At 38.1% G+C, this 18943-nt stretch carries 17 protein-coding genes and 1 pseudogene; 10 read left to right on the top strand and 8 right to left on the bottom strand.

What is annotated here, in order from left to right; all coding sequences use genetic code 11:
• Positions 1-147 precede the first annotated feature (147 nt).
• From B9T23_RS15370 to B9T23_RS15360, 3 genes are all read left to right on the top strand, one after another.
• The gene (locus tag B9T23_RS15370) at positions 148-2787 is read left to right on the top strand and encodes a bifunctional aconitate hydratase 2/2-methylisocitrate dehydratase (protein WP_086194694.1); all 2640 of its coding nucleotides are present in this window, start codon (positions 148-150) and stop codon (positions 2785-2787) included.
• Between the two features lie 96 nt (positions 2788-2883).
• Entirely contained in the window at positions 2884-3942 is a 1059-nt protein-coding gene (locus tag B9T23_RS15365; protein ID WP_171263122.1) for a putative phage abortive infection protein, read from the top strand.
• Positions 3943-4058: 116 nt separating this feature from the next.
• Positions 4059-4280, top strand: a complete 222-nt coding sequence (locus B9T23_RS15360) for a hypothetical protein (protein ID WP_086194692.1) — start codon at positions 4059-4061, stop codon at positions 4278-4280.
• Positions 4281-4565: 285 nt separating this feature from the next.
• Here the strand turns inward: B9T23_RS15360 and B9T23_RS15355 are convergent, their stop codons facing one another.
• Positions 4566-5426: an alpha/beta hydrolase family protein gene (locus tag B9T23_RS15355; RefSeq protein ID WP_086194691.1), complete on the bottom strand. Its 861-nt coding sequence runs from the start codon at positions 5424-5426 to the stop codon at positions 4566-4568.
• A gap of 117 nt (positions 5427-5543) precedes the next feature.
• Between B9T23_RS15355 and B9T23_RS15350 the strand changes: the two genes are divergently transcribed.
• Complete coding sequence (locus tag B9T23_RS15350; RefSeq protein ID WP_086194690.1) at positions 5544-6008, top strand: hypothetical protein; 465 nt, start codon at positions 5544-5546, stop codon at positions 6006-6008.
• A 78-nt stretch (positions 6009-6086) separates the two neighbouring features.
• Here B9T23_RS15350 and B9T23_RS15345 read toward each other — a convergent pair whose 3' ends face one another.
• The gene (locus tag B9T23_RS15345) at positions 6087-6329 is read right to left on the bottom strand and encodes a hypothetical protein (protein WP_086194689.1); all 243 of its coding nucleotides are present in this window, start codon (positions 6327-6329) and stop codon (positions 6087-6089) included.
• A 488-nt stretch (positions 6330-6817) separates the two neighbouring features.
• Entirely contained in the window at positions 6818-8104 is a 1287-nt protein-coding gene (brnQ, locus tag B9T23_RS15340; protein WP_086194688.1) for a branched-chain amino acid transport system II carrier protein, read from the bottom strand.
• A 360-nt stretch (positions 8105-8464) separates the two neighbouring features.
• Between brnQ and map the strand changes: the two genes are divergently transcribed.
• Positions 8465-9259 carry a type I methionyl aminopeptidase gene (gene map / locus B9T23_RS15335; protein WP_086194687.1) on the top strand — a complete coding sequence of 265 codons (795 nt, stop codon included), beginning with the start codon at positions 8465-8467 and terminating at the stop codon, positions 9257-9259.
• 409 nt (positions 9260-9668) lie between these two features.
• Here map and B9T23_RS15330 read toward each other — a convergent pair whose 3' ends face one another.
• On the bottom strand, positions 9669-10568 hold the full coding sequence (locus B9T23_RS15330; RefSeq protein ID WP_067726256.1) for a LysR family transcriptional regulator: 900 nt from the start codon (positions 10566-10568) through the stop codon (positions 9669-9671).
• 252 nt (positions 10569-10820) lie between these two features.
• On the opposite strand from B9T23_RS15330, the gene B9T23_RS15325 reads away from it, so the two are divergent.
• Entirely contained in the window at positions 10821-11735 is a 915-nt protein-coding gene (locus B9T23_RS15325; protein ID WP_086194686.1) for a LysR family transcriptional regulator, read from the top strand.
• Positions 11736-11768: 33 nt separating this feature from the next.
• Here the strand turns inward: B9T23_RS15325 and B9T23_RS15320 are convergent, their stop codons facing one another.
• Positions 11769-12677, bottom strand: a complete 909-nt coding sequence (locus tag B9T23_RS15320) for an alpha/beta fold hydrolase (protein WP_086194685.1) — start codon at positions 12675-12677, stop codon at positions 11769-11771.
• A gap of 18 nt (positions 12678-12695) precedes the next feature.
• On the bottom strand, positions 12696-13238 hold the full coding sequence (locus tag B9T23_RS15315) for a PadR family transcriptional regulator (RefSeq protein ID WP_086194684.1): 543 nt from the start codon (positions 13236-13238) through the stop codon (positions 12696-12698).
• Positions 13239-13375: 137 nt separating this feature from the next.
• Between B9T23_RS15315 and B9T23_RS15310 the strand changes: the two genes are divergently transcribed.
• The 4 genes from B9T23_RS15310 (at position 13376) to B9T23_RS15295 (ending at position 17586) form a co-directional block, all read left to right on the top strand.
• Complete coding sequence (locus B9T23_RS15310) at positions 13376-15400, top strand: NADPH-dependent 2,4-dienoyl-CoA reductase (RefSeq protein WP_086194683.1); 2025 nt, start codon at positions 13376-13378, stop codon at positions 15398-15400.
• Positions 15401-15514: 114 nt separating this feature from the next.
• Positions 15515-15925: a nuclear transport factor 2 family protein gene (locus B9T23_RS15305; protein ID WP_086194682.1), complete on the top strand. Its 411-nt coding sequence runs from the start codon at positions 15515-15517 to the stop codon at positions 15923-15925.
• A gap of 82 nt (positions 15926-16007) precedes the next feature.
• On the top strand, positions 16008-17099 hold the full coding sequence (locus B9T23_RS15300) for a YheT family hydrolase (RefSeq protein ID WP_086194681.1): 1092 nt from the start codon (positions 16008-16010) through the stop codon (positions 17097-17099).
• 256 nt (positions 17100-17355) lie between these two features.
• Complete coding sequence (locus tag B9T23_RS15295) at positions 17356-17586, top strand: hypothetical protein (protein WP_067726267.1); 231 nt, start codon at positions 17356-17358, stop codon at positions 17584-17586.
• Between the two features lie 531 nt (positions 17587-18117).
• Here the strand turns inward: B9T23_RS15295 and B9T23_RS17270 are convergent.
• Together B9T23_RS17270 and B9T23_RS16685 are read right to left on the bottom strand one after the other, a co-directional pair.
• Positions 18118-18545 (bottom strand): annotated as a pseudogene (locus B9T23_RS17270) (lipocalin family protein).
• A gap of 151 nt (positions 18546-18696) precedes the next feature.
• A partial coding sequence (locus B9T23_RS16685) for a transposase family protein (protein ID WP_143222537.1) occupies positions 18697-18943 on the bottom strand: 247 nt, incomplete at its 5' end.

The raw sequence follows: 18943 nt of genomic DNA, 5'->3' as shown, positions 1-18943 counted from the left end.
TACTAAATAACGGACATCATAAAGAAACACTCTACTTGCATTAACTTTTAACTGGAATTTTAGTAAAATTTTGCAGTCCATATTATTTGTGAAGCTTTATAGAAGCTGGAATTCACAGGTAATTTTTTAAAAAAGAGGAATAACACCGTGCTAGAAGCTTACCGCCAACACGTTGAAGAACGTGCCGCACTCGGAGTCCCACCGAAGCCACTTGACGATGCTCAAACAGCTGACTTGGTTGAACTATTAAAAAATCCCCCAGCTGGTGAAGAGGCATTTTTAGTTGATTTGCTAGAAAACCGTGTTCCTGCAGGTGTTGACCAAGCTGCTTATGTTAAAGCTGCTTTCTTGGCTGCTTTGGCAAAAGGTGAAGCAACTTCTCCACTCATTTCTAAAGAACGTGCGGTTTACTTGCTAGGTACTATGCTTGGTGGTTATAACGTTGCGCCTTTAGTTGCATTGCTTGACGATGCTGAACTTTCTGCACTTGCTGCTGAAGCGTTGAAAAAAACTCTTCTTGTATTTGATGCGTTCCATGACGTTGCAGATAAAGCGAAAGCGGGTAATGCAAACGCTCAAGCAGTTATGCAGTCTTGGGCTGATGCTGAATGGTTCACTACACGTCCAGATGTTCCATCTGAAATTAAATTGACAGTTTTCAAAGTAACTGGCGAAACAAATACAGATGACTTGTCTCCAGCTCAAGACGCTTGGAGCCGTCCAGACATCCCATTACACGCGAATGCGATGTTGAAAAACGAACGTGATGGTATCAACCCTGAAAAACCAGGTGAAGTTGGTCCATTAAACCAAATTAAAGCGCTTATCGCGAAAGGCAACCAAGTTGCTTACGTAGGTGACGTTGTTGGTACGGGTTCATCTCGTAAATCTGCAACTAACTCTGTACTTTGGTTCTTTGGTGATGACATCCCGCACATCCCGAACAAAAAAGATGGTGGTTACTGCCTAGGTTCTAAAATCGCGCCAATTTTCTTCAACACTATGGAAGATGCTGGTGCGTTACCGATCGAGATCGATGTTGCTAACATGAACATGGGCGATGAAATCGTTCTTAAAATTGATCATGCTGCTGCAAAAGTTACTGCGTCTAAAGACGGTGCTGTAATCGCTGAATCTGACCTTAAAACTCCAGTACTTCTTGACGAAGTTCGTGCCGGTGGCCGTATCAACTTAATCGTTGGTCGTGGCTTAACCACTAAAGCACGTGAAGCTTTAGGTCTGCCTGTATCTACTTTGTTCCGTGTTCCTGTTCAACCTGCTGCAACTGGCAAAGGTTTCACTCAAGCACAGAAAATGGTAGGTCGCGCTTGTGGTCTTCCTGAAGGTCAAGGCGTACTTCCAGGTACTTACTGTGAACCACGCATGACAACTGTAGGTTCGCAAGATACTACAGGTCCTATGACTCGTGACGAATTGAAAGACTTGGCTTGCCTAGGTTTCTCTGCTGACCTTGTTATGCAATCTTTCTGTCATACAGCTGCGTATCCAAAACCAATTGACGTTCAAATGCAACACTCGCTTCCTGATTTCATCATGAACCGTGGTGGTGTGTCTTTACGCCCAGGTGACGGTATTATTCACTCTTGGTTAAACCGTATGCTTCTTCCGGATACCGTTGGTACTGGTGGTGACTCGCATACTCGTTTCCCAATTGGTATTTCATTCCCAGCGGGTTCTGGTCTTGTAGCGTTTGCTGCTGCTACTGGTGTTATGCCATTAGACATGCCTGAATCTGTTCTTGTTAAGTTCAAAGGTAAAATGCAGCCTGGTATCACTCTACGTGACCTAGTACATGCTATTCCTTACTACGCGATTCAAGCGGGTGACTTAACTGTAGAGAAGAAAGGTAAGAAAAACATCTTCTCTGGTCGTATCCTTGAGATCGACTTAACAGAAATGGAAACTGACCTGACTGTTGAGCAAGCATTCGAACTTTCTGATGCTTCTGCTGAACGTTCAGCTGCTGGTTGTTCTATCACGCTTTCTGAAGAGAAAGTTGCTGAATACCTTAAATCAAACATTACGATGTTGAAATGGATGATTTCTGAAGGTTATGGCGATGCGCGTACAATGGCTCGTCGTGTTGAGAACATGGAAAAATGGTTGGCTAACCCAAGCCTTCTTAAAGCTGATGCTGACGCTGAATACACTAAAGTGTACGAAATCGATCTGGCTGACATCAAAGAACCTGTTCTTTGCTGCCCGAACGATCCAGATGACGCGAAATTACTTTCTGACGTTCAAGGCGTGAAAATTGACGAAGTATTCGTTGGTTCATGTATGACGAACATCGGTCACTTCCGCGCAACTGGTAAGTTACTTGAGAAAGTTCCTGGTGGCGTACTTTCAACTCGTTTGTGGATTGCTCCACCTACGCGTATGGACGAACGTCAATTGATGGAAGAAGGTTTCTATAACATTTATGGTAAAGCTGGCGCGCGTACTGAAATGCCAGGTTGTTCATTATGTATGGGTAACCAAGCACGTGTAGCGCCGAACACTACTTGTGTATCGACTTCTACTCGTAACTTCCCGAACCGTCTAGGTCAAGGTGCTAACGTTTACTTAGCTTCTGCTGAACTTGCATCTGTTGCTGCTGTACTTGGTAAATTACCAACTCCAGAAGAATACCAACAATATGCAGCTCAAATTGACAGCATGTCAGCTGACATCTATCAATACTTAAGCTTCGACAAAATGAGCGACTATACTGACGCTGCTGCGAATGTTGATACTAAGAAAATTGCTGCTGCTCAATTAAGCTAATTTATTGAAAAATAAATTAAATTGAGTTAAAAATAAGGGCTGATTAATCAGCCCTTATTTTTTAGATTTATGCCGAAAATATTATTTGAAAGACTAATGAGTGACAAACCAAATTATTGGTTGACATATATACTATGCTTTTTTAGTTTTTTAGGATGTATAGGTATCTTAATAGGTATTTATATGTTTATAGAATACTCAGGGTTTGAAAAAAAAGAATATTATATTGAGAATCTTGGATATTTAGGGAGTTATTTTTCGGGTTTAACAAGTTTTTTTATTTTGTTCTTAACTGTACTTGCAGTGTACTTTTCTAATAAAACATATAAGAAAGAGGGCTTGAGAGTTAAGCAACAACGATTTGAAGATCATTTTTTTCATCTTTTACAAGTTCATCGTGAAAATGTTAAAAATATAGAGATCAATACAATTACAGGTAAGGAAATAAAAGGTGTAAAAGCAATTCTCTGGATGTTTAGAGAGTTAATGCTAATTTTGGAGTTAATTAATAATAAGCATACAGAAGAATTCAATAATATTGGGCGTTCAATATTTTCTTTGAAAAGACAGCAAGTTTTTTTTAAAGAAAAACTAGAAAATAAATATTTAGTTGAAATTTCTTTTTATTGTTTTTTTATTGGAGCAGGTAAGCGTTCAAATAGAACGCTGAAATATTATTTAGATTCTAGATTTGGAGATAAGTTGTATGTTTCTAATGTCGTAGATTTTCTCTCAAACAATATAATTCGTGAAAAAATTCGTAAGAAAAAAGATTTTCCTTACAAATTATTTGGAGGTCATCAGACACGTTTAGGACATTATTATCGTCATTTGTTTCATACAATAAAAATGATTGATAGCTATCAAGAGGGAGAAGAGAATGATGAAATATATAAAGATTATGTAAGGAAACTAAGAATTCAACTGAATACGTACGAACAAGCATTACTTATTGTAAATAGCTTAAGTGTTTTTGGTAAAGAGTGGGAACAATATATTTGGAAATATAAGCTTGTAAAAAATCTTCCTAAAGATTTTTATGATAAAGAAAAAGAGCTAGATTTAGAGAAAATTATTAAGGATATTTCTTTTAATTATAATGCAGAAGGTAATAAATACTTTGAATATGAAGAACAAATAATTGAAAAGCTTTAATAATAATTACTATAGCTTTTCAAAGTTGGATTTTATTATTTGTTAGGCTTTACAGTTTAAGCAATAAATCGTTTAATCCCCACATTGAAAAATGATTTAAAAGTTGATGTAACAAAATGGCTAAACAGTTGCGGTTTTTATGTATTGGCGGATTTTTAAATGGATCAGCCGTGAAAGATCAAGGCGAAAGCTTTGAATGTGTTGAGAAGTCAAAAAAAGTGACTTATCGAAAACTTGAAATTTTTCATCCAGATTTGTGGGATGATTATTACTATGTTTGTGAAACAACCACAGATCAACAAGCCCGAAATTGGGTGTATGACATCGAATCCAACTAATTGTTTATTGAGTAAATATATCTTTAAAAACTATTATTAGCGCGCTTGGGATTTAAATGACCATCGCATTTTTTAGTTAATCATTCATTTAAGATTATTGTATCTAGAAAAGGGTTGATATTATCGTCAACCCATTTTTATATCCATTTTAAAACATTTAGACAATAAAAAGCCCCATGGTTAGGGGCTAGTCGTATATAGGTCAAGCCCATATACTGTAAGAGGCTCATCTCAAACTAAGCGTATTAGAACACAGCAGCCTTCAAATAACCATCTAAATCTTATTTAAACTACCAGTTGTTGTTCAATTACCGGCCACAAGTTTTGATGCGACTTTTTAAACATCAACATATGACCAATGGCTTTATGGTCGTAACTTTTAGGCTTTAACTCAATCATTTGAGTGTCTGCATTGGGGTATAAGCGCAGTAAATCTTTTACGTTTGCAGACGTTGCAATTTCATCGTCTGATGACCAAAGCACCGTAATCGGACAATCAATTTCAGCGTGGTAATCTTCAAACACGGTTTTGCCCATCGCATTCATGACATAACCCGGTTTGCTGCAAAATTGCGCCCATTGTTTAGCCACATCTTTAGGTAGATTTTCACCCATACCAATGGCTTGAGTTGGACCATAACCTTTGGTAATACGCGCTAATGGAAAAATGACATTGAACATGACAGGGGCAAGCAGTTTAGTTTTGCCTTTTAGACCTTTCACGTGTCCGGTAGAGCCGGAAACGGCAATAACTTTGGCAACCTTTTGATAATTTGGCACAATTCCTAAAAGCTGACCACCCGCACTATGACCCAGTAAAATGACTTGCTCTGTTTGGGTCTTGCATAACAAGGTATCTATTGCCGCAGGAATATCAAGCTGTCCCCAATTGACAATACTGGCCTCAGACTTACTTACAGGGCCGTGTAGGGAGCGACCAATACCACGGAAGTCAAAACTTAAAACATCATAGCCTTGTGTAGCCAACCATTCTGCAAAAGCTTGGTAGAAATGTTGAGTAATTCCAGTGGCAGGGCAAATTAAAATGGGGTGATTATTTTTACTTGAATTTTGTTTTGGGTAAAAACGTCCACTGAGAGAATATCCATCTTTACAGCTGATTTCCAATGTTTCAAAAATACTCATATTTAGAACATGCGTTAAATTTAACTTGTTACTACTGTACCCAAGTTCCAAAAAGAAACTTGCACAAATCATGACTTTAAAGTCAGAATGGCACTCTAAAAATAAGGATATAAATCAATGGATATTGAAAGTTTAAATCAGTCTGTTTCACTGGCAATTATATTTAGCGGTGTTTTTCTTTGGGTCGGCATGCTGACGGGGGTATGGAAATATTATCAGATCCGTCATTCTGAACAGGCTCGGGCACATTATTATGTCGATATTGCCCATAGAAGCAGTTTGCTTTATGCACCCGCCAGTTTAATTATTGCGGTTTTGGCATTTTTTTCAGTCTGGGCTGAGGGACTTAACTTAATTTTTGTGTTGATCAATCTTTTCTTTTTTAGTTTTTCAATTTTAAGTTATGTATTGCATGGCTGGCTAAAAGATACTAGCAATCAATTTAAGCAGCCACACCAAATGGGGCGCTGGCAATTGCCAAAATGGATGCTTAGCAGTGCAATGATTTTATTGGTGATTGGCGAACTGGGAGCGACAGCAGGGTTGTTGCTTGGAGCAATAATGGGCTTGAATGGATTTTAATTAAGAAGGTTAACTGGATAATATTTATAATTTTTCTTGGTTTTTCTTTTTTTAAGATGGGTGAGAGTCACCCATCTTTTATTCTGTAGAATTAATTTGTTTCTGGTGACGATACTTTTGATCGACCACAGCCCAAATGTAAAAGGCAATCGAAACAATAAAAGCATACAAAAAGTATTCAGGTTTCAAATTACCTTGAATTAAACCATGAATGATTAATGTCACGAGCAGAGCAACAGTCGTACTCATATAGGTGACCATGTTCTTATTTGCTTTTAGAGCGTTAATGAAGATTTCTTTATTGAAATGTAATGATAACATCTCCACCCCTCCTGTCATTTTTTGACCTAAACCTAATTGTTTTAGTCAGATTAGTGTCTATTGTTGTACTTGTTATTTAGCTGCATTTCAATAGCTATTGTCATTATTTTGTAATAAAACCATGTTAGTGCATAAATTCATATACGGATTTTATTCAAAATGTACACATTAGGTATTTTTTTATGCATAAAGCGACCAAATTTTATGGTATCACTTTTCAATAAATAAGCTTTATTCAACAATAGTAGATAGATATATAAGAAAGCAATATTGATGCCAGTAGCATGCAATACGGCATATTGAAGAGAAAGATAGTGCGGGAAATGAAGATGAATCGCTAATCTTTTTTAGAATAAGGTATATACAGAAAACTGTGTCAATAAGAGATGTAAACAATAAAACTCTATTTGGGTAAAACAGGATGTTTTATTGATCACGCTTAAAATCATGTTTGGGTAAAACTTGATTTTAATGACCTCAGTTTTCAGTTATTTTTTAACTTTGTCGATCACAATAGCAATAATCAGCACAATGGTAGATGGAATAAGCCATGCTAAATTTTGTGCATTTAAAGGTAAATGTTGAACGATTTCAGGCAAGTTAAAACCTGCAACTTTAAGTCCATCCAATATGCCAAATAAAAATGAAATCGCGGTTACTGGCGCAACAACGTAAGCAGGTCTATTGAAAAACTTCCAGAAGAAGCTCAGTAGAATGACCACAATGGCTGGTGGATAAATTGCGCTTAACACAGGTACAGACACTGCAATAAGTTTGGTTAAACCTAAGTTTGAAATGATGAACGAGAAGCCAACCAAAATAAAAACCAAGATTTTATAAGGAACTTTAGTCAGTTCAGAGAAGTATTCTGCACATGCACAAGTTAAACCAATGGCTGTAACCATACAGGCAAGGAAAATCATTCCAGTGAGGAATAGCGAGCCAACATCACCAAACGCATGTTGCACATATGCATGCAGGATCACTGCACCATTTGCTGCATTTGGAGCAACTTCATGACTGCCTAAACCTAATTTAAACAGGCTTAAATAAACTAGCGTTAAACCCACACCAGAAATCAAACTTGCGATCACTGCATATTTAGTCACCAGTTTTTTGTCCGTTACACCACGTGAATGAATCGCGTGAATAATGACAATACCAAAGACCAATGCGCCTAAAGTGTCCATGGTTAAGTAACCATTAACGAAACCTTCAGAAACAGGAGCAGTCACATAGTTATCAATTGCAGGTGGAATGAATCCAGCAGGAATTGCAAACGCAGCGATACCTAACACAGCTAAAGAAATGATCTTTAAAGGTGCAAGGAAGTGACCTACAGTGTCGAGCAGTTTATTTGGGTACAAAGACACCGCTGTCACCACGGCAAAATAAATTGCACTGTAAATGAGCAGGCTGCTACTTGATGTACCAAAATAAGAAGAAAAACCGATTTCATAAGAAACCGTTGCTGTACGTGGAGTTGCAAATAAAGGACCAACCGCTAAGTAACACACGATAGTTAAAACCAGACTGGCGATTTTACCTAAAGGTGAACTTAAATTTTGGATGGATCCTTCTACACGCGATAACGCCATAATGGTGATAACAGGCAGACCAACTGCAGTGATTAGAAAACCTAAAGCAGCTAACCATACATGTTCACCCGCTTGTTGAGCGACAATCGGAGGAAAGATAATATTGCCTGCACCAATGAAAAGTGCAAAGGTCATAAAACCTAAGGCAATAATATCTCTTGTACGGAGACTTGTCATAGAGGGGAGATGGATTGACCAAAAGAGGCAATTTTAGAGGATAGAAAAGCATTTTGGTACTCTATTTTCTGCAGGTTATGATTTTTATTTATATGCATATACAAATATATGAACAACTGGCTAAATTCCGGTTGATTTATATTATTGATTATTGAATGAAAAATAGGAAATAAGGAAAAATAGTCTTCTTTTTTAAATATTTACCAACCGTTTAATTTTTTTGTAATGACAGTTTAAGTGTATGTAAATCAGTCATTAAAACCCTAAAAAAACATAACTCTTATTCCTTTATGTACTGTAATTAAACAAAAAAATAGGAAAAGGTCTATAATCATAAGCCTTATTTATGAGGATGATGCAATGAAAGCTTCCACTATTACCATTAAAACTGAGCAAGATCTCGAGAAACTGCGTATTTCCGGGCGTTTGGCTGCTCAGGTTTTAGAAATGATAGGGAAGTATGTCAAGCCGGGCGTGAGCACAGAATATCTGGATGACATTTGTAACGATTTCATTGTAAACACTTTAAAAGTGATTCCAGCCAATGTGGGCTATTATGGTTATACCAAAACTACCTGTATTTCACCCAATGAAGTGGTTTGTCACGGTATTCCATCGCCAAACACCATTTTGCAAGATGGTGACATTATTAACATTGACGTTGCGATTATTAAAGATGGCTATTTTGGCGATACCAGCCGTATGTATTACGTGGGTACGGTTAAGCCTGAAGCTAAAAAATTAGTTGAAACCACATATGAGGCGATGGTTGCGGGTATTCATGCAGTGAAACCGGGTGCAACGCTGGGTGATATCGGTTTTGCCATTCAGTCGGTTGCACATCGTGAAGGTTATAGCATTGTGCGTGAATATTGCGGTCACGGGATTGGTCAGGTTTATCATGAACAACCGAATGTTTTGCATTATGGTCAACCGGGTCAGGGGCTTCAACTCAAAAAAGGTATGGTCTTTACCATTGAACCGATGGTCAATGCAGGTAAACCGCGTGTTAAAGAACTTAAAGATGGCTGGACAGTGGTCACAGCAGATCGCTCTTTGACTGCACAATGGGAACATATGGTTGCTGTGACGGACAACGGTTTTGAGCTTTTATCACCTTGGCCAGAAGGCACAGGTTCGTATCCTGAAATTTAACGAATAAGATTTAAATGAAATAGACTGTTTTATAATTTAGTGAAAGTTAGTCTATTTTGTATACTAATAAAGTTTTAAAAACGATTAGTCATAAATTTAAGTTTTTGTTTTGATTTAATAAATTGTTTTTGAAATTTTTTTGTTAGATTTTTTAAATATTAGATTTAGCTGTATTTATTTCGTATTATATACATATAGATTCTAGCTGTAGTTTCTTTTTCAAAGTTTATAGGCTTACCCACCTCGGGTAAGCTTTTTTTTGTCTAAAATTTTTCATTACATCAAGTGATGTTTCATACTTTTTATAAGAATCTTTTTTTATTTTATTGAGCGATGGCTGAAATGTGTAGGCAGGTTGCTTTAAATATTTAGCCATCTTCTTTTCATACATTAATAATGATCACAAAAATTAATGTTTGCCGAGCTGTTCTACTAAATAATCGATAAAGACACGCACAGCAGGGAGCAGTCCACGGCGTGATGGATAAACGGCATGGAAAATACCATGCGGTGCTTTCCAGTTGGGGAGCACACGAACCAGTTCACCGCTTTGAACGTAGTCTTGGACAATGGTGTCAGGTAATAAGGCAATTCCGCAATTTTGTCTTGCCAGTTGCGCCAGCATCATCAAATCAGAACCCATCACAATGGGGTTCACCTTGATTTTTTTCTGCTGATTGTGTTCATCGTGTACCACAATATGCTGATCTAAATGTTCATCTCCCATACTCAGGATTTGATGCTGGCTTAAATCCTCCGGTTGTTTCAACTCGCCAAATTCATTTAAATAAGCCTGACTGGCAAATAAGTGCTGTTCGATGTTTTCAAATTTGCGTATTACCAGACTCGGATCGTCATCTAAATTTGAACGAACACGTAATGCGATATCAATCCCTTCATTGATGATATCCACACGTCGATTACTCACAATGAGCTGGATTTTGATTTCAGGATAGGTTTTGAGGAATTTAGGCAGAATTTTTGCAATTTCATTTTGCGCGATGGAGACAGGTAGACTGACCTTGATCACGCCACGTGGCTGGATACTCAGATGATCAACCAAGTCATGTGCAGCTTGGGCAGCATTCATCATGACCTGTGCATGGCGATAAATATTCATGCCAATGTCAGTGACTGCAAAATGGCGCGAACTGCGTTGAATTAACCGAACCCCCAAATGCTCTTCAAGATTATAAACGCGACGACTTAATTTTGATTTGGGGATATCAGTTGCCCGTTCTGCTGCGCTAAAGCCGCCATGTTCGACCACCAATGCAAAGCAATAAAAATCATCAAGATCAGATAGCATTTAAGAATTCCATTTATGCAACAATATTGCAGATTAAAGGTTTATCGTTTCAGTTTGTCAATTTTAAATTTGTTTAATTTTTCAGATTTTAATTGGCTATCTCATTGAGATAGCAAGGCTAAAGTGGAATATCTATATAGAGGGCTTTTCTTTAATTTAATCTGTGGCTGCTTTGAGTTAAACAAGGTTAGATTTTTCCATTCTTATTATGACTTTTTATAAATATATGGATTTGAATAAAGGAAAAATGTCATGGAATTAAGACATTTACGCTATTTTGTTGCAGTGGTTGAGGAGCAGAGCTTTACCAAGGCTGCTGAAAAACTGTTTATTGCCCAGCCTCCTTTAAGTCGTCAAATTCAAAATCTTGAAACTGAGCTGGGTGCTTTGCTGTTTGAGCGTGGAAGTCGTCCATTAAAGCCCACCGCTGTAGGACATTTTTTTTATCAGCAAGCGGTGAAGCTGTTATCCAGTGCGGATCAGATGAAGTCGATCACCATGCGTGAGGGCATTATAAAAAAAACCATGACCATCGGCTTTGGTGGTTCATTGTTGTATGGATTATTACCTCGTGTGGTATATTTATTTCGACAGCAACAGCCTTATTTGAAAATTAAATTAATTCAAATGAATGCGATGGAACAAATAGACGCACTGAAAGAGGGTCGTATTGATGCCAGTTTTGGTCGGGTCCGAATTTCTGATCCTGCAATCAAGCGAATTTTATTGCGTGAAGAACCGTTGATGGTCGCTGTGCATTCCAGTCATCCTCTTGCTGCAAAAAAACAAGGGGTCAAACTCGAGGAAATTGTTGAGGAACATGTGTTGTTGTATCCCAATCAACCCAAGCCGAGTTTTTCGACCCAGATGAAAGGTCTATTTTCCGAGTATGGTTTAGAGCCTAAGAATTTAACTGTGGTCGAGGATATTCAACTGGCTTTAGGTTTGGTGGCTGCAGGCGAAGGTCTGTGTATTGTTCCAGAGAGCGCCAAAACCATGCAGTTTAAACATCTGAATTATATTCCTATATTGGATGATGACGCCGTCAGCCCGGTCTTTTTGATTATTAGAAATGCTGATAACAGTGACTATATCCGTTCATTATTAGATAGTGTTTATCAAGTCTATGACCTGGAAGCTATCAAATATGATCGTCGGATTTTTTAATAGTGATCGATATTGAATGACTTTATTTATTATTTAATTGCTCTGTTTTAAGAATTGAGCAATTTCCCGACCGAATTTGATCGGTTCACTAATTAACGGCGTATGCCCAGACTTTTCAAAGATAATCTGTTTTGAGTTTTTTACGCTATTGGCAATTATTTTTTGTCCTGCTGCAGGATATAGCTTGGATTCTTCGCCAATGAAGAAAGTGCTTGGGCAAGCAAGCTGTGCAATGGCATCACGATAGTCTTCGTTATGATGTAAATAATTATTCACATACCAAGCCAAATAATCCAGACGCTGCATCGGTAAAACAAGGGACTGTAATTTAGGCTGTTTTAATGCTGTTTTGAACAGTAAAGGAGTAACCTTATTACTCGCTTGAAGTAGAAGAAACTCCAGCCAAAGTTCTAATAAATGTTGTCGGGATGCTGAATCTAGATCAGACAACTGAAGTGCATGAGGTTTTGCTGCAAGCAGTTGCGAGATATCTGCCAAGAGTTGTTTAAATTGAGGTTGTTGCTGGCTAAATAAACCGTACTGCCAAGTCTCATCCACTGAAATTTTGGGTGTTTGATCAATATGCAGATAACGGGTTAATTTTGCATTTAAATTACTGTAATGCATGCCATGCATGGCCGTTGTTGCACCCATGGAATAAGCAATAACATAGAATTGATCTAACTGAAGTTGTTCAATCAAGCTGTTAATATCCCGCCAGTGACTGGAAATGGCATCCAGTTCAGGAATGCAGCAACGCTGTGAGCCGCCAAAACCGCGCCAATCTGGAATAATGAATTTATTGTTCTTGGCTTGGGCATATAAGAAAGGAAGCCATTGCCAACTTTGCATACCCAAACCTGACAGGACTAAAACAGGATGGCCTTGTCCAAATTCGCGAACAAAAAGCTGTTCACCATCAGGCATGCGGTAATGTGACATGGTTATTTCCTTGATTTATTATTGTTGATCGAATGCTTTTAATTGTGGAATCATGCTTTCCAGCCACGTGATCCAACCCATTTCCAAATCAATCCCAAGTTGTAGAATCATTTTATGAATAAATTGGGTTCGGTCTTGATCTTGTTCATTGGCAAAATCTTTTGCAAAAATTGTTTGGTAAGTTTTCAGATTTTCTTTGTGTAAAATCAAATGCCGTTCCAGTTCAGGTAGTACGGTGTTGCCGCCCAGTTGAGCTTCTGCACGTAGCCGAACCATCAACTCTTCACGTAATTGCGCTGGAGGGCTTTGTTTGACCATCCAGTCCGCTAATTCAGTACGTCCCAATTGTTCAACTTGATAGGTTTTTTTACGACTGGTCGCGTTATGATCTTCAATGGTTGAGATCCAGTTTTTTTGTTGCATGCCGCTGAGTTCACGGTAAATCTGCTGATGTGTTGCATTCCAGAAGAAGCCCATGGAGCGGTCAAAGCGACGTGCTAAATCAATCCCCGTACTTGGTTTTTCAATTAAGCTGGTCAATAAAACATGGGCTAAAGACATAAACGACTCAGTCAGTAAAAATTTACCAGATCATTATGCAACATGTTGCATAAAAATCAAATCTGGAATATAAATTGTGCAACAAGTTGCATTAAGCACCGTATTCGCTAGATCAGATAGCATGCCAAGGAGATCATATGTCTAATTACCCTCATTTGTTAGCACCTTTAGATTTAGGCTTTACCACACTCAAAAACCGTGTCTTGATGGGATCTATGCACGTGGGTCTGGAAGAAGCACCCGGTGGCTACGATCGTATGGCCGCATTTTATGCTGAACGTGCTCAAGGCGGTGTAGGGCTGATTGTGACTGGGGGAATTTCACCGAATGATGCAGGCTTGACCTTTGCCGGTGGTGCTAAATTAGACAGTCGTGAAGAAGCTGAAAAGCATCAAGTGATTACTAAAGCGGTGCATGATGCAGGTGGCAAAATTGCCATGCAGATTTTACATACCGGCCGTTATTCTTATCAGGCTGATCTGGTCGCGCCGTCTGCCATACAGGCACCGATTAATCCAACCAAACCGCATGCATTAACCAGCGCTGAAGTACAACAAACCATTGATGACTTTGCTCATTGCGCCAAGTGGGCACAATATGCAGGCTACGATGGTGTAGAAATCATGGGTTCGGAAGGTTATTTGATTAATGAGTTTATTGCTGCTCGTACCAACCATCGTGATGATGAATGGGGCGGTAGTTATGAAAACCGTATTCGTTTCCCGCTTGAAATCGTAAAACGTACCCGTGAAGAGGTCGGTGAAAACTTTATTATTATTTACCGATTATCGATGCTGGATCTAGTTGAAGGCGGTTCAACCTTTGAAGAAGTGGTGCAACTTGCGAAAGAAATTGAAAAAGCCGGTGCAACCATTATTAATACCGGTATCGGCTGGCATGAAGCACGTATTCCGACCATTGCCACCAAAGTGCCGCGCGCTGCCTTTACCTGGGTTACAGAAAAACTTAAAGGTTTGGTCAAGGTTCCCCTCATTACCTCAAACCGTATTAATACCCCGGAAATGGCCGAACACGTATTGGCTTCTGGTCATGCCGACATGATTTCCATGGCGCGTCCAATGCTTGCCGATGCATTCTTTGTGCAAAAAGCGGAACAAGGTCGTAGTGATGAAATTAATACCTGTATTGGCTGTAACCAGGCTTGTCTAGATCATATTTTCTCAATGAAAATTGCAACTTGTTTAGTCAATCCGCGAGCTTGTTATGAAACAGAACTAATCTTTAAAGAAACAGCTGTTGTTAAAAATATTGCGGTGATTGGTGCAGGTCCGGCAGGTTTAAGCTTTGCCACCTATGCTGCAGAACGTGGACATCAGGTCACTATCTTTGAAGCAGCCAATCAAATTGGTGGTCAGTTTAATATTGCCAAAACTATTCCGGGTAAAGAAGAATTTTATGAGACCTTACGTTACTTCAAACGCAGAATTGAATTACTTCCTAATATTCAGTTACGTCTAAACCATCAGGCGACTTATGCAGAACTGAGCGAAGCAGACTTTGATGACATCGTAGTAGCAACAGGGGTGACTCCACGTCATTTAGAGATTGAAGGGATTGATCATCCTAAAGTTTTGACCTATCTCGAAGTATTAAAAGAACGCAAGCCAGTGGGTCAACGGGTCGCGATTATTGGCGCGGGTGGTATCGGTTTCGATACGGCTGAATATTTAACCCATGAAGGGGATAGTGCAAGCCTGAATCCTAAAAAATTCTATAATGAATGGGGCATTGATACCACTTATGAAAATGTCGGTGGTTTGAAAGTACCAGTACTAGAACAGTCAAAGCGTGAAATTTACCTGTTGCAACGTAAAGCAAAATCAGTGGGCGCAGGCTTGGGTAAAACCACCGGCTGGATCCACCGTACCGGTTTAAAACACCGTAATGTGAAAATGGTGGCAGGTGCAAGCTATGAAAAAATTGATGATCAAGGCTTGCATATTGTAGTGAATGGTCAGCCTACTATTTTAGAAGTCGATAACGTAGTGATCTGCGCCGGTCAGGAACCCTTTACCGCGATGTTTGATCAACTGAAAGCAGATGGTAAGAATGTACATTTGATTGGTGGTGCCAAAGAAGCCGGTGAACTGGATGCGAAACGTGCAATTCGTCAGGGTGCTGATTTGGCAGCAGTGATTTAAAGTGATTAAATCCTCTCCCTTTGGGAGAGGATTTAGGAGAGGGCTTGGTTTAGAGTAGAAAGAAAATACAGCTCTATCCATGAAGTGAAATAATAAAATCATAAGGAAATAAAAATGGCTTTAATAACTACTCAAGCAGCGGTGCAACGTTGGCATGAAATGCTACAAACAGGTGATATGTCTATCTTGAATGACCTGCTTGCTGAAGATGTGGTGTTTCGTTCACCAGTGGCTTATAACCCTTATCCGGGCAAGCAAGTGGTGTTTTTTATTTTGACTAGTGTCATTCAGATTTTCGAAAACTTTACTTATCACCGTGAATTTTATTCAGAAGATGGATTGAATGTGGTACTGGAGTTTTCTGCTCATGTCGGTGAAAAAAAACTTAAAGGCATAGACATGATTCAGTTTAATGAACAAGGTCAAATTATTGATTTTGAAGTGATGCTGCGACCAAAGAGTGGTCTGGAAGCATTGGCAGTACAGATGGGACAGCGTATGGCTGCTTTTATGCCAAAAGCATAAGGAGTATAGTAAAGATATAAACTGTTAATGGAATGACATGTACTAAGTATTTTGAGTTGCATCATTTTAAGGTGGAGCGAATATGAAATTTTTAGTCAAAAAAATCAGTCTGTTGGCACAAGAAATCGTTGATCAGATTACAGGTGCAGAATTCCCTACACTGTATTTCCATCCAGAAGGTGAAGCACGGCAGATGCTCGATGTTTTGCCTCAACTGAAGCAGAAATATCGCCCGACGCCGTGGTTGTCAAATACGCATTTGCATTTGATGTATTTTGACTTGATTAAAAAGAAAACGATTCAGCTTAAATATGATGCCATTGAACAGTTGCAGATGCCGGATGGTGGGGTCACGGGTATTGCCTGGTATGGGCTTGATCTTCCCGCAGACACTCCGACCATTATATTGATGCATACCCTGACTGGCACACCTGAAAGTATGTCAGAACTGGTACGTGACTTGCATCGACATACAGGATGGCGTGTAGCATTGTGTTTGCGCCGTGGTCATGCCAATTTGCCCATGCCGATACCGAAGATTTCTATATTCGGTTCAACCGATGATTTGCGTGAACAAATTCAGCATATCCAGACAAAATTTCCGGATTCTCCTTTATATGCCGTAGGTTCATCTGCAGGTACAGGGTTGCTTGTACGCTATTTGGGAGAAGAGGGCGAACAAACCCCATTTAAAGCTGCCTTTGCACTTTGTCCAGGCTATGACACTGAACATGGCTTTAAAAATGTTCATCCTTTTTACAGCAAGGTCATGACCAAAAAGCTATTTAAGTCTTTTATTTATCCTTATACGACAACGTGGGAAAAAACTACATCTTTGTCAGAAGTGCTGGCCACCAAAAGTCTTCTCGAATTTCAATATTGCTGTTTTGAACTGGCAGGCTATAGCAGTTTTGAAGACTATAATCAGGCAACTAACCCGATCTTGGTATTTGAAAATGTCACTATTCCATTGATGATTTTAAATGCAGAGGATGATCCGGTTTGCCATATCCGGAATTTTGACCCTTATAAAGAGGCCATTCAACAGATGTCAAATATTATGGTAGTGACCACGAAAAAGGGGAGCCATTGTGGTTTTTATGAGGGTGTAAATCACACGCAATCATGGTCAGCGCGGTTGATTGCAGACTATTTAATTGCGCAACATCAGTAAATTTAAGAATGTATCAATTGATTTATCAATAGGCTCTTTGAAATATTTTGATGCAATTGCCATTGGTCTGACTGATAAATAATTAGTCTTTGAATCAGTATTTCTGTTATAATCGATTTAACAATAAAAATGACATGAAAGTGTTCTTTTTTTAAAATTGATATAAGTATTATTTAATCTGCGTTATCAAAGTTAAGGTTGTTATTTTGAAATGCCAATGGTGGTGTTTCTGTATGTGTTGAAAAAATTGGTGTAAATGTTGAATATAATTGAAAATTTAGTAGCAAAATCTGTAAACGGTAGTGAAATTGTTGTATCGCTGGTTCCTTCAAAAAAAATGCAAAGTACTCGCGATGGGTTTAAATGGGTTGAAGTTGGAAAGAGAGTTTTACTTCAGTCTGGTGTTGAAATCGATTTGAATCTAGATGGTCGTAGCTTCTATACAGGTGTTAATGAGATGTTCCGATTCACCTCACGTGTGAATTAAACATATAAATAATCACTGATCTAAATTAAAAACCGCCTTGATGGCGGTTTTTTGCTATCTGATTATCCATATACAGTTGCTGTTTTGTATCAATAAAAATTCTCTTTCAACTGACTATTAAACGATTATAAATATTTTTTTGTATACGCAATATGTGACGTGCCTTACAGATTCAAGGATTTAGGATTCTATTCATATCTTTTTTATTCGAGAAAAAATATTTTCTTAGAAAATTTAAAGAAATCAATTTTTACAATTTTGTATGGTTGTGAGTATTTTTTGTCACTTTTTGTCATTTATTGGTGAGTATTATAGGGGTATAAAAAGTAATCCACTTTATATAGGGGAGTGGTATATGATGAGCACACTAGAATTATTATTAACTTCCTCATCTGCTCTGATGCTGATGCTGGTGATTTATGCTTTTGGGCAAATGTTTAATTAGTCAGAAATATTTTGTATAAAAAAGCACCTTCGGGTGCTTTTTTTATTTTGATCTGAATTTTATCAACTTAGTTTAATAAAACCACTTTAAGCAGTTTTATGCCTCGTATGAACAGTGTGAATTAATGCAGATAAATCATAGCTTAAGATTTCTGCATAATTTAAATATTGTTGTTTGGTCGCTTTATCTAAGTTCACCTCACGATTGAGTAGCCACAAGTACTTTAAGTCAGGTTTACTGATGAATACAGTGTTGTAATGCATGTCAATTTTTTAAACCCAATAATCACTTTTGGTAAAAGGAATTCAGCGTAAAGTTTCAGGTAGGAAACTCATTTCAAATTTACCATTTGCTTGGTTTTCATTTAAGCAGCTCGAATTGTGCCATTTTCATGTAAGCTATCAACAGCAGAGATATCAATGCTATCTTCTGGCTGATGCTTCATGGGCAAGCAAGCTATTTCATACCAAGTGCCGAGATAACAATTTAATTCAAAATTTGAAACTGTTGGAATTTTGGAGACATTTCTTTTCCTTATTCATGTTTTTTAAAGTTAATGAACAATTTTAATTTATAAATAACATATTGAATATATAGAATTTGTTTGATTGTGTAGTTTTTTATTTTTTAAAATAATTTCTTTTTTAATAGACCTCTTTCATAAATCATTTTTTACTCAGCTCCAAGTTATAGATTCCAGCGATTAAATTGAATCTCAAACCGAGTCTTTTGCCTCTATTTCGATAACGCTCCGCAAGGATTTTGAAGGTTTTCAGGCTACCAAATACATGCTCAATCCCTATTCTTCTTTTATTGATTTCCTGATTATAGATCTTTAGTTCAGGATCCAATTTACAGCATCTTTTGGCTTTTAAAGGCAACAGGCTATTGGGATACAAAGTATAAATCCCT

This window comes from Acinetobacter terrae (assembly GCF_002135195.1).
GTDB lineage: Bacteria > Pseudomonadota > Gammaproteobacteria > Pseudomonadales > Moraxellaceae > Acinetobacter > Acinetobacter terrae.
The sequence above is the reverse complement of the archived record's forward strand: the minus strand, read 5'-3'. Positions and strand labels throughout refer to the sequence as shown.

What these genes read in the sequence shown, in the direction of transcription:
- B9T23_RS15295 (WP_067726267.1), top strand. Translation starts at nt 17,356, where the DNA reads ATGTTGAATATAATTGAAAATTTAGTAGCAAAATCTGTAAACGGTAGT.
- B9T23_RS15330 (WP_067726256.1), bottom strand. Translation starts at nt 10,568, where the DNA reads ATGCTATCTGATCTTGATGATTTTTATTGCTTTGCATTGGTGGTCGAA.
- B9T23_RS15355 (WP_086194691.1), bottom strand. Translation starts at nt 5,426, where the DNA reads ATGAGTATTTTTGAAACATTGGAAATCAGCTGTAAAGATGGATATTCT.
- B9T23_RS15365 (WP_171263122.1), top strand. Translation starts at nt 2,884, where the DNA reads ATGAGTGACAAACCAAATTATTGGTTGACATATATACTATGCTTTTTT.
- B9T23_RS15350 (WP_086194690.1), top strand. Translation starts at nt 5,544, where the DNA reads ATGGATATTGAAAGTTTAAATCAGTCTGTTTCACTGGCAATTATATTT.
- B9T23_RS15360 (WP_086194692.1), top strand. Translation starts at nt 4,059, where the DNA reads ATGGCTAAACAGTTGCGGTTTTTATGTATTGGCGGATTTTTAAATGGA.
- B9T23_RS15300 (WP_086194681.1), top strand. Translation starts at nt 16,008, where the DNA reads ATGAAATTTTTAGTCAAAAAAATCAGTCTGTTGGCACAAGAAATCGTT.
- B9T23_RS15305 (WP_086194682.1), top strand. Translation starts at nt 15,515, where the DNA reads ATGGCTTTAATAACTACTCAAGCAGCGGTGCAACGTTGGCATGAAATG.
- brnQ (WP_086194688.1), bottom strand. Translation starts at nt 8,104, where the DNA reads ATGACAAGTCTCCGTACAAGAGATATTATTGCCTTAGGTTTTATGACC.
- B9T23_RS15320 (WP_086194685.1), bottom strand. Translation starts at nt 12,677, where the DNA reads ATGTCACATTACCGCATGCCTGATGGTGAACAGCTTTTTGTTCGCGAA.
- B9T23_RS15310 (WP_086194683.1), top strand. Translation starts at nt 13,376, where the DNA reads ATGTCTAATTACCCTCATTTGTTAGCACCTTTAGATTTAGGCTTTACC.
- B9T23_RS15345 (WP_086194689.1), bottom strand. Translation starts at nt 6,329, where the DNA reads ATGTTATCATTACATTTCAATAAAGAAATCTTCATTAACGCTCTAAAA.
- map (WP_086194687.1), top strand. Translation starts at nt 8,465, where the DNA reads ATGAAAGCTTCCACTATTACCATTAAAACTGAGCAAGATCTCGAGAAA.
- B9T23_RS15315 (WP_086194684.1), bottom strand. Translation starts at nt 13,238, where the DNA reads ATGTCTTTAGCCCATGTTTTATTGACCAGCTTAATTGAAAAACCAAGT.
- B9T23_RS15325 (WP_086194686.1), top strand. Translation starts at nt 10,821, where the DNA reads ATGGAATTAAGACATTTACGCTATTTTGTTGCAGTGGTTGAGGAGCAG.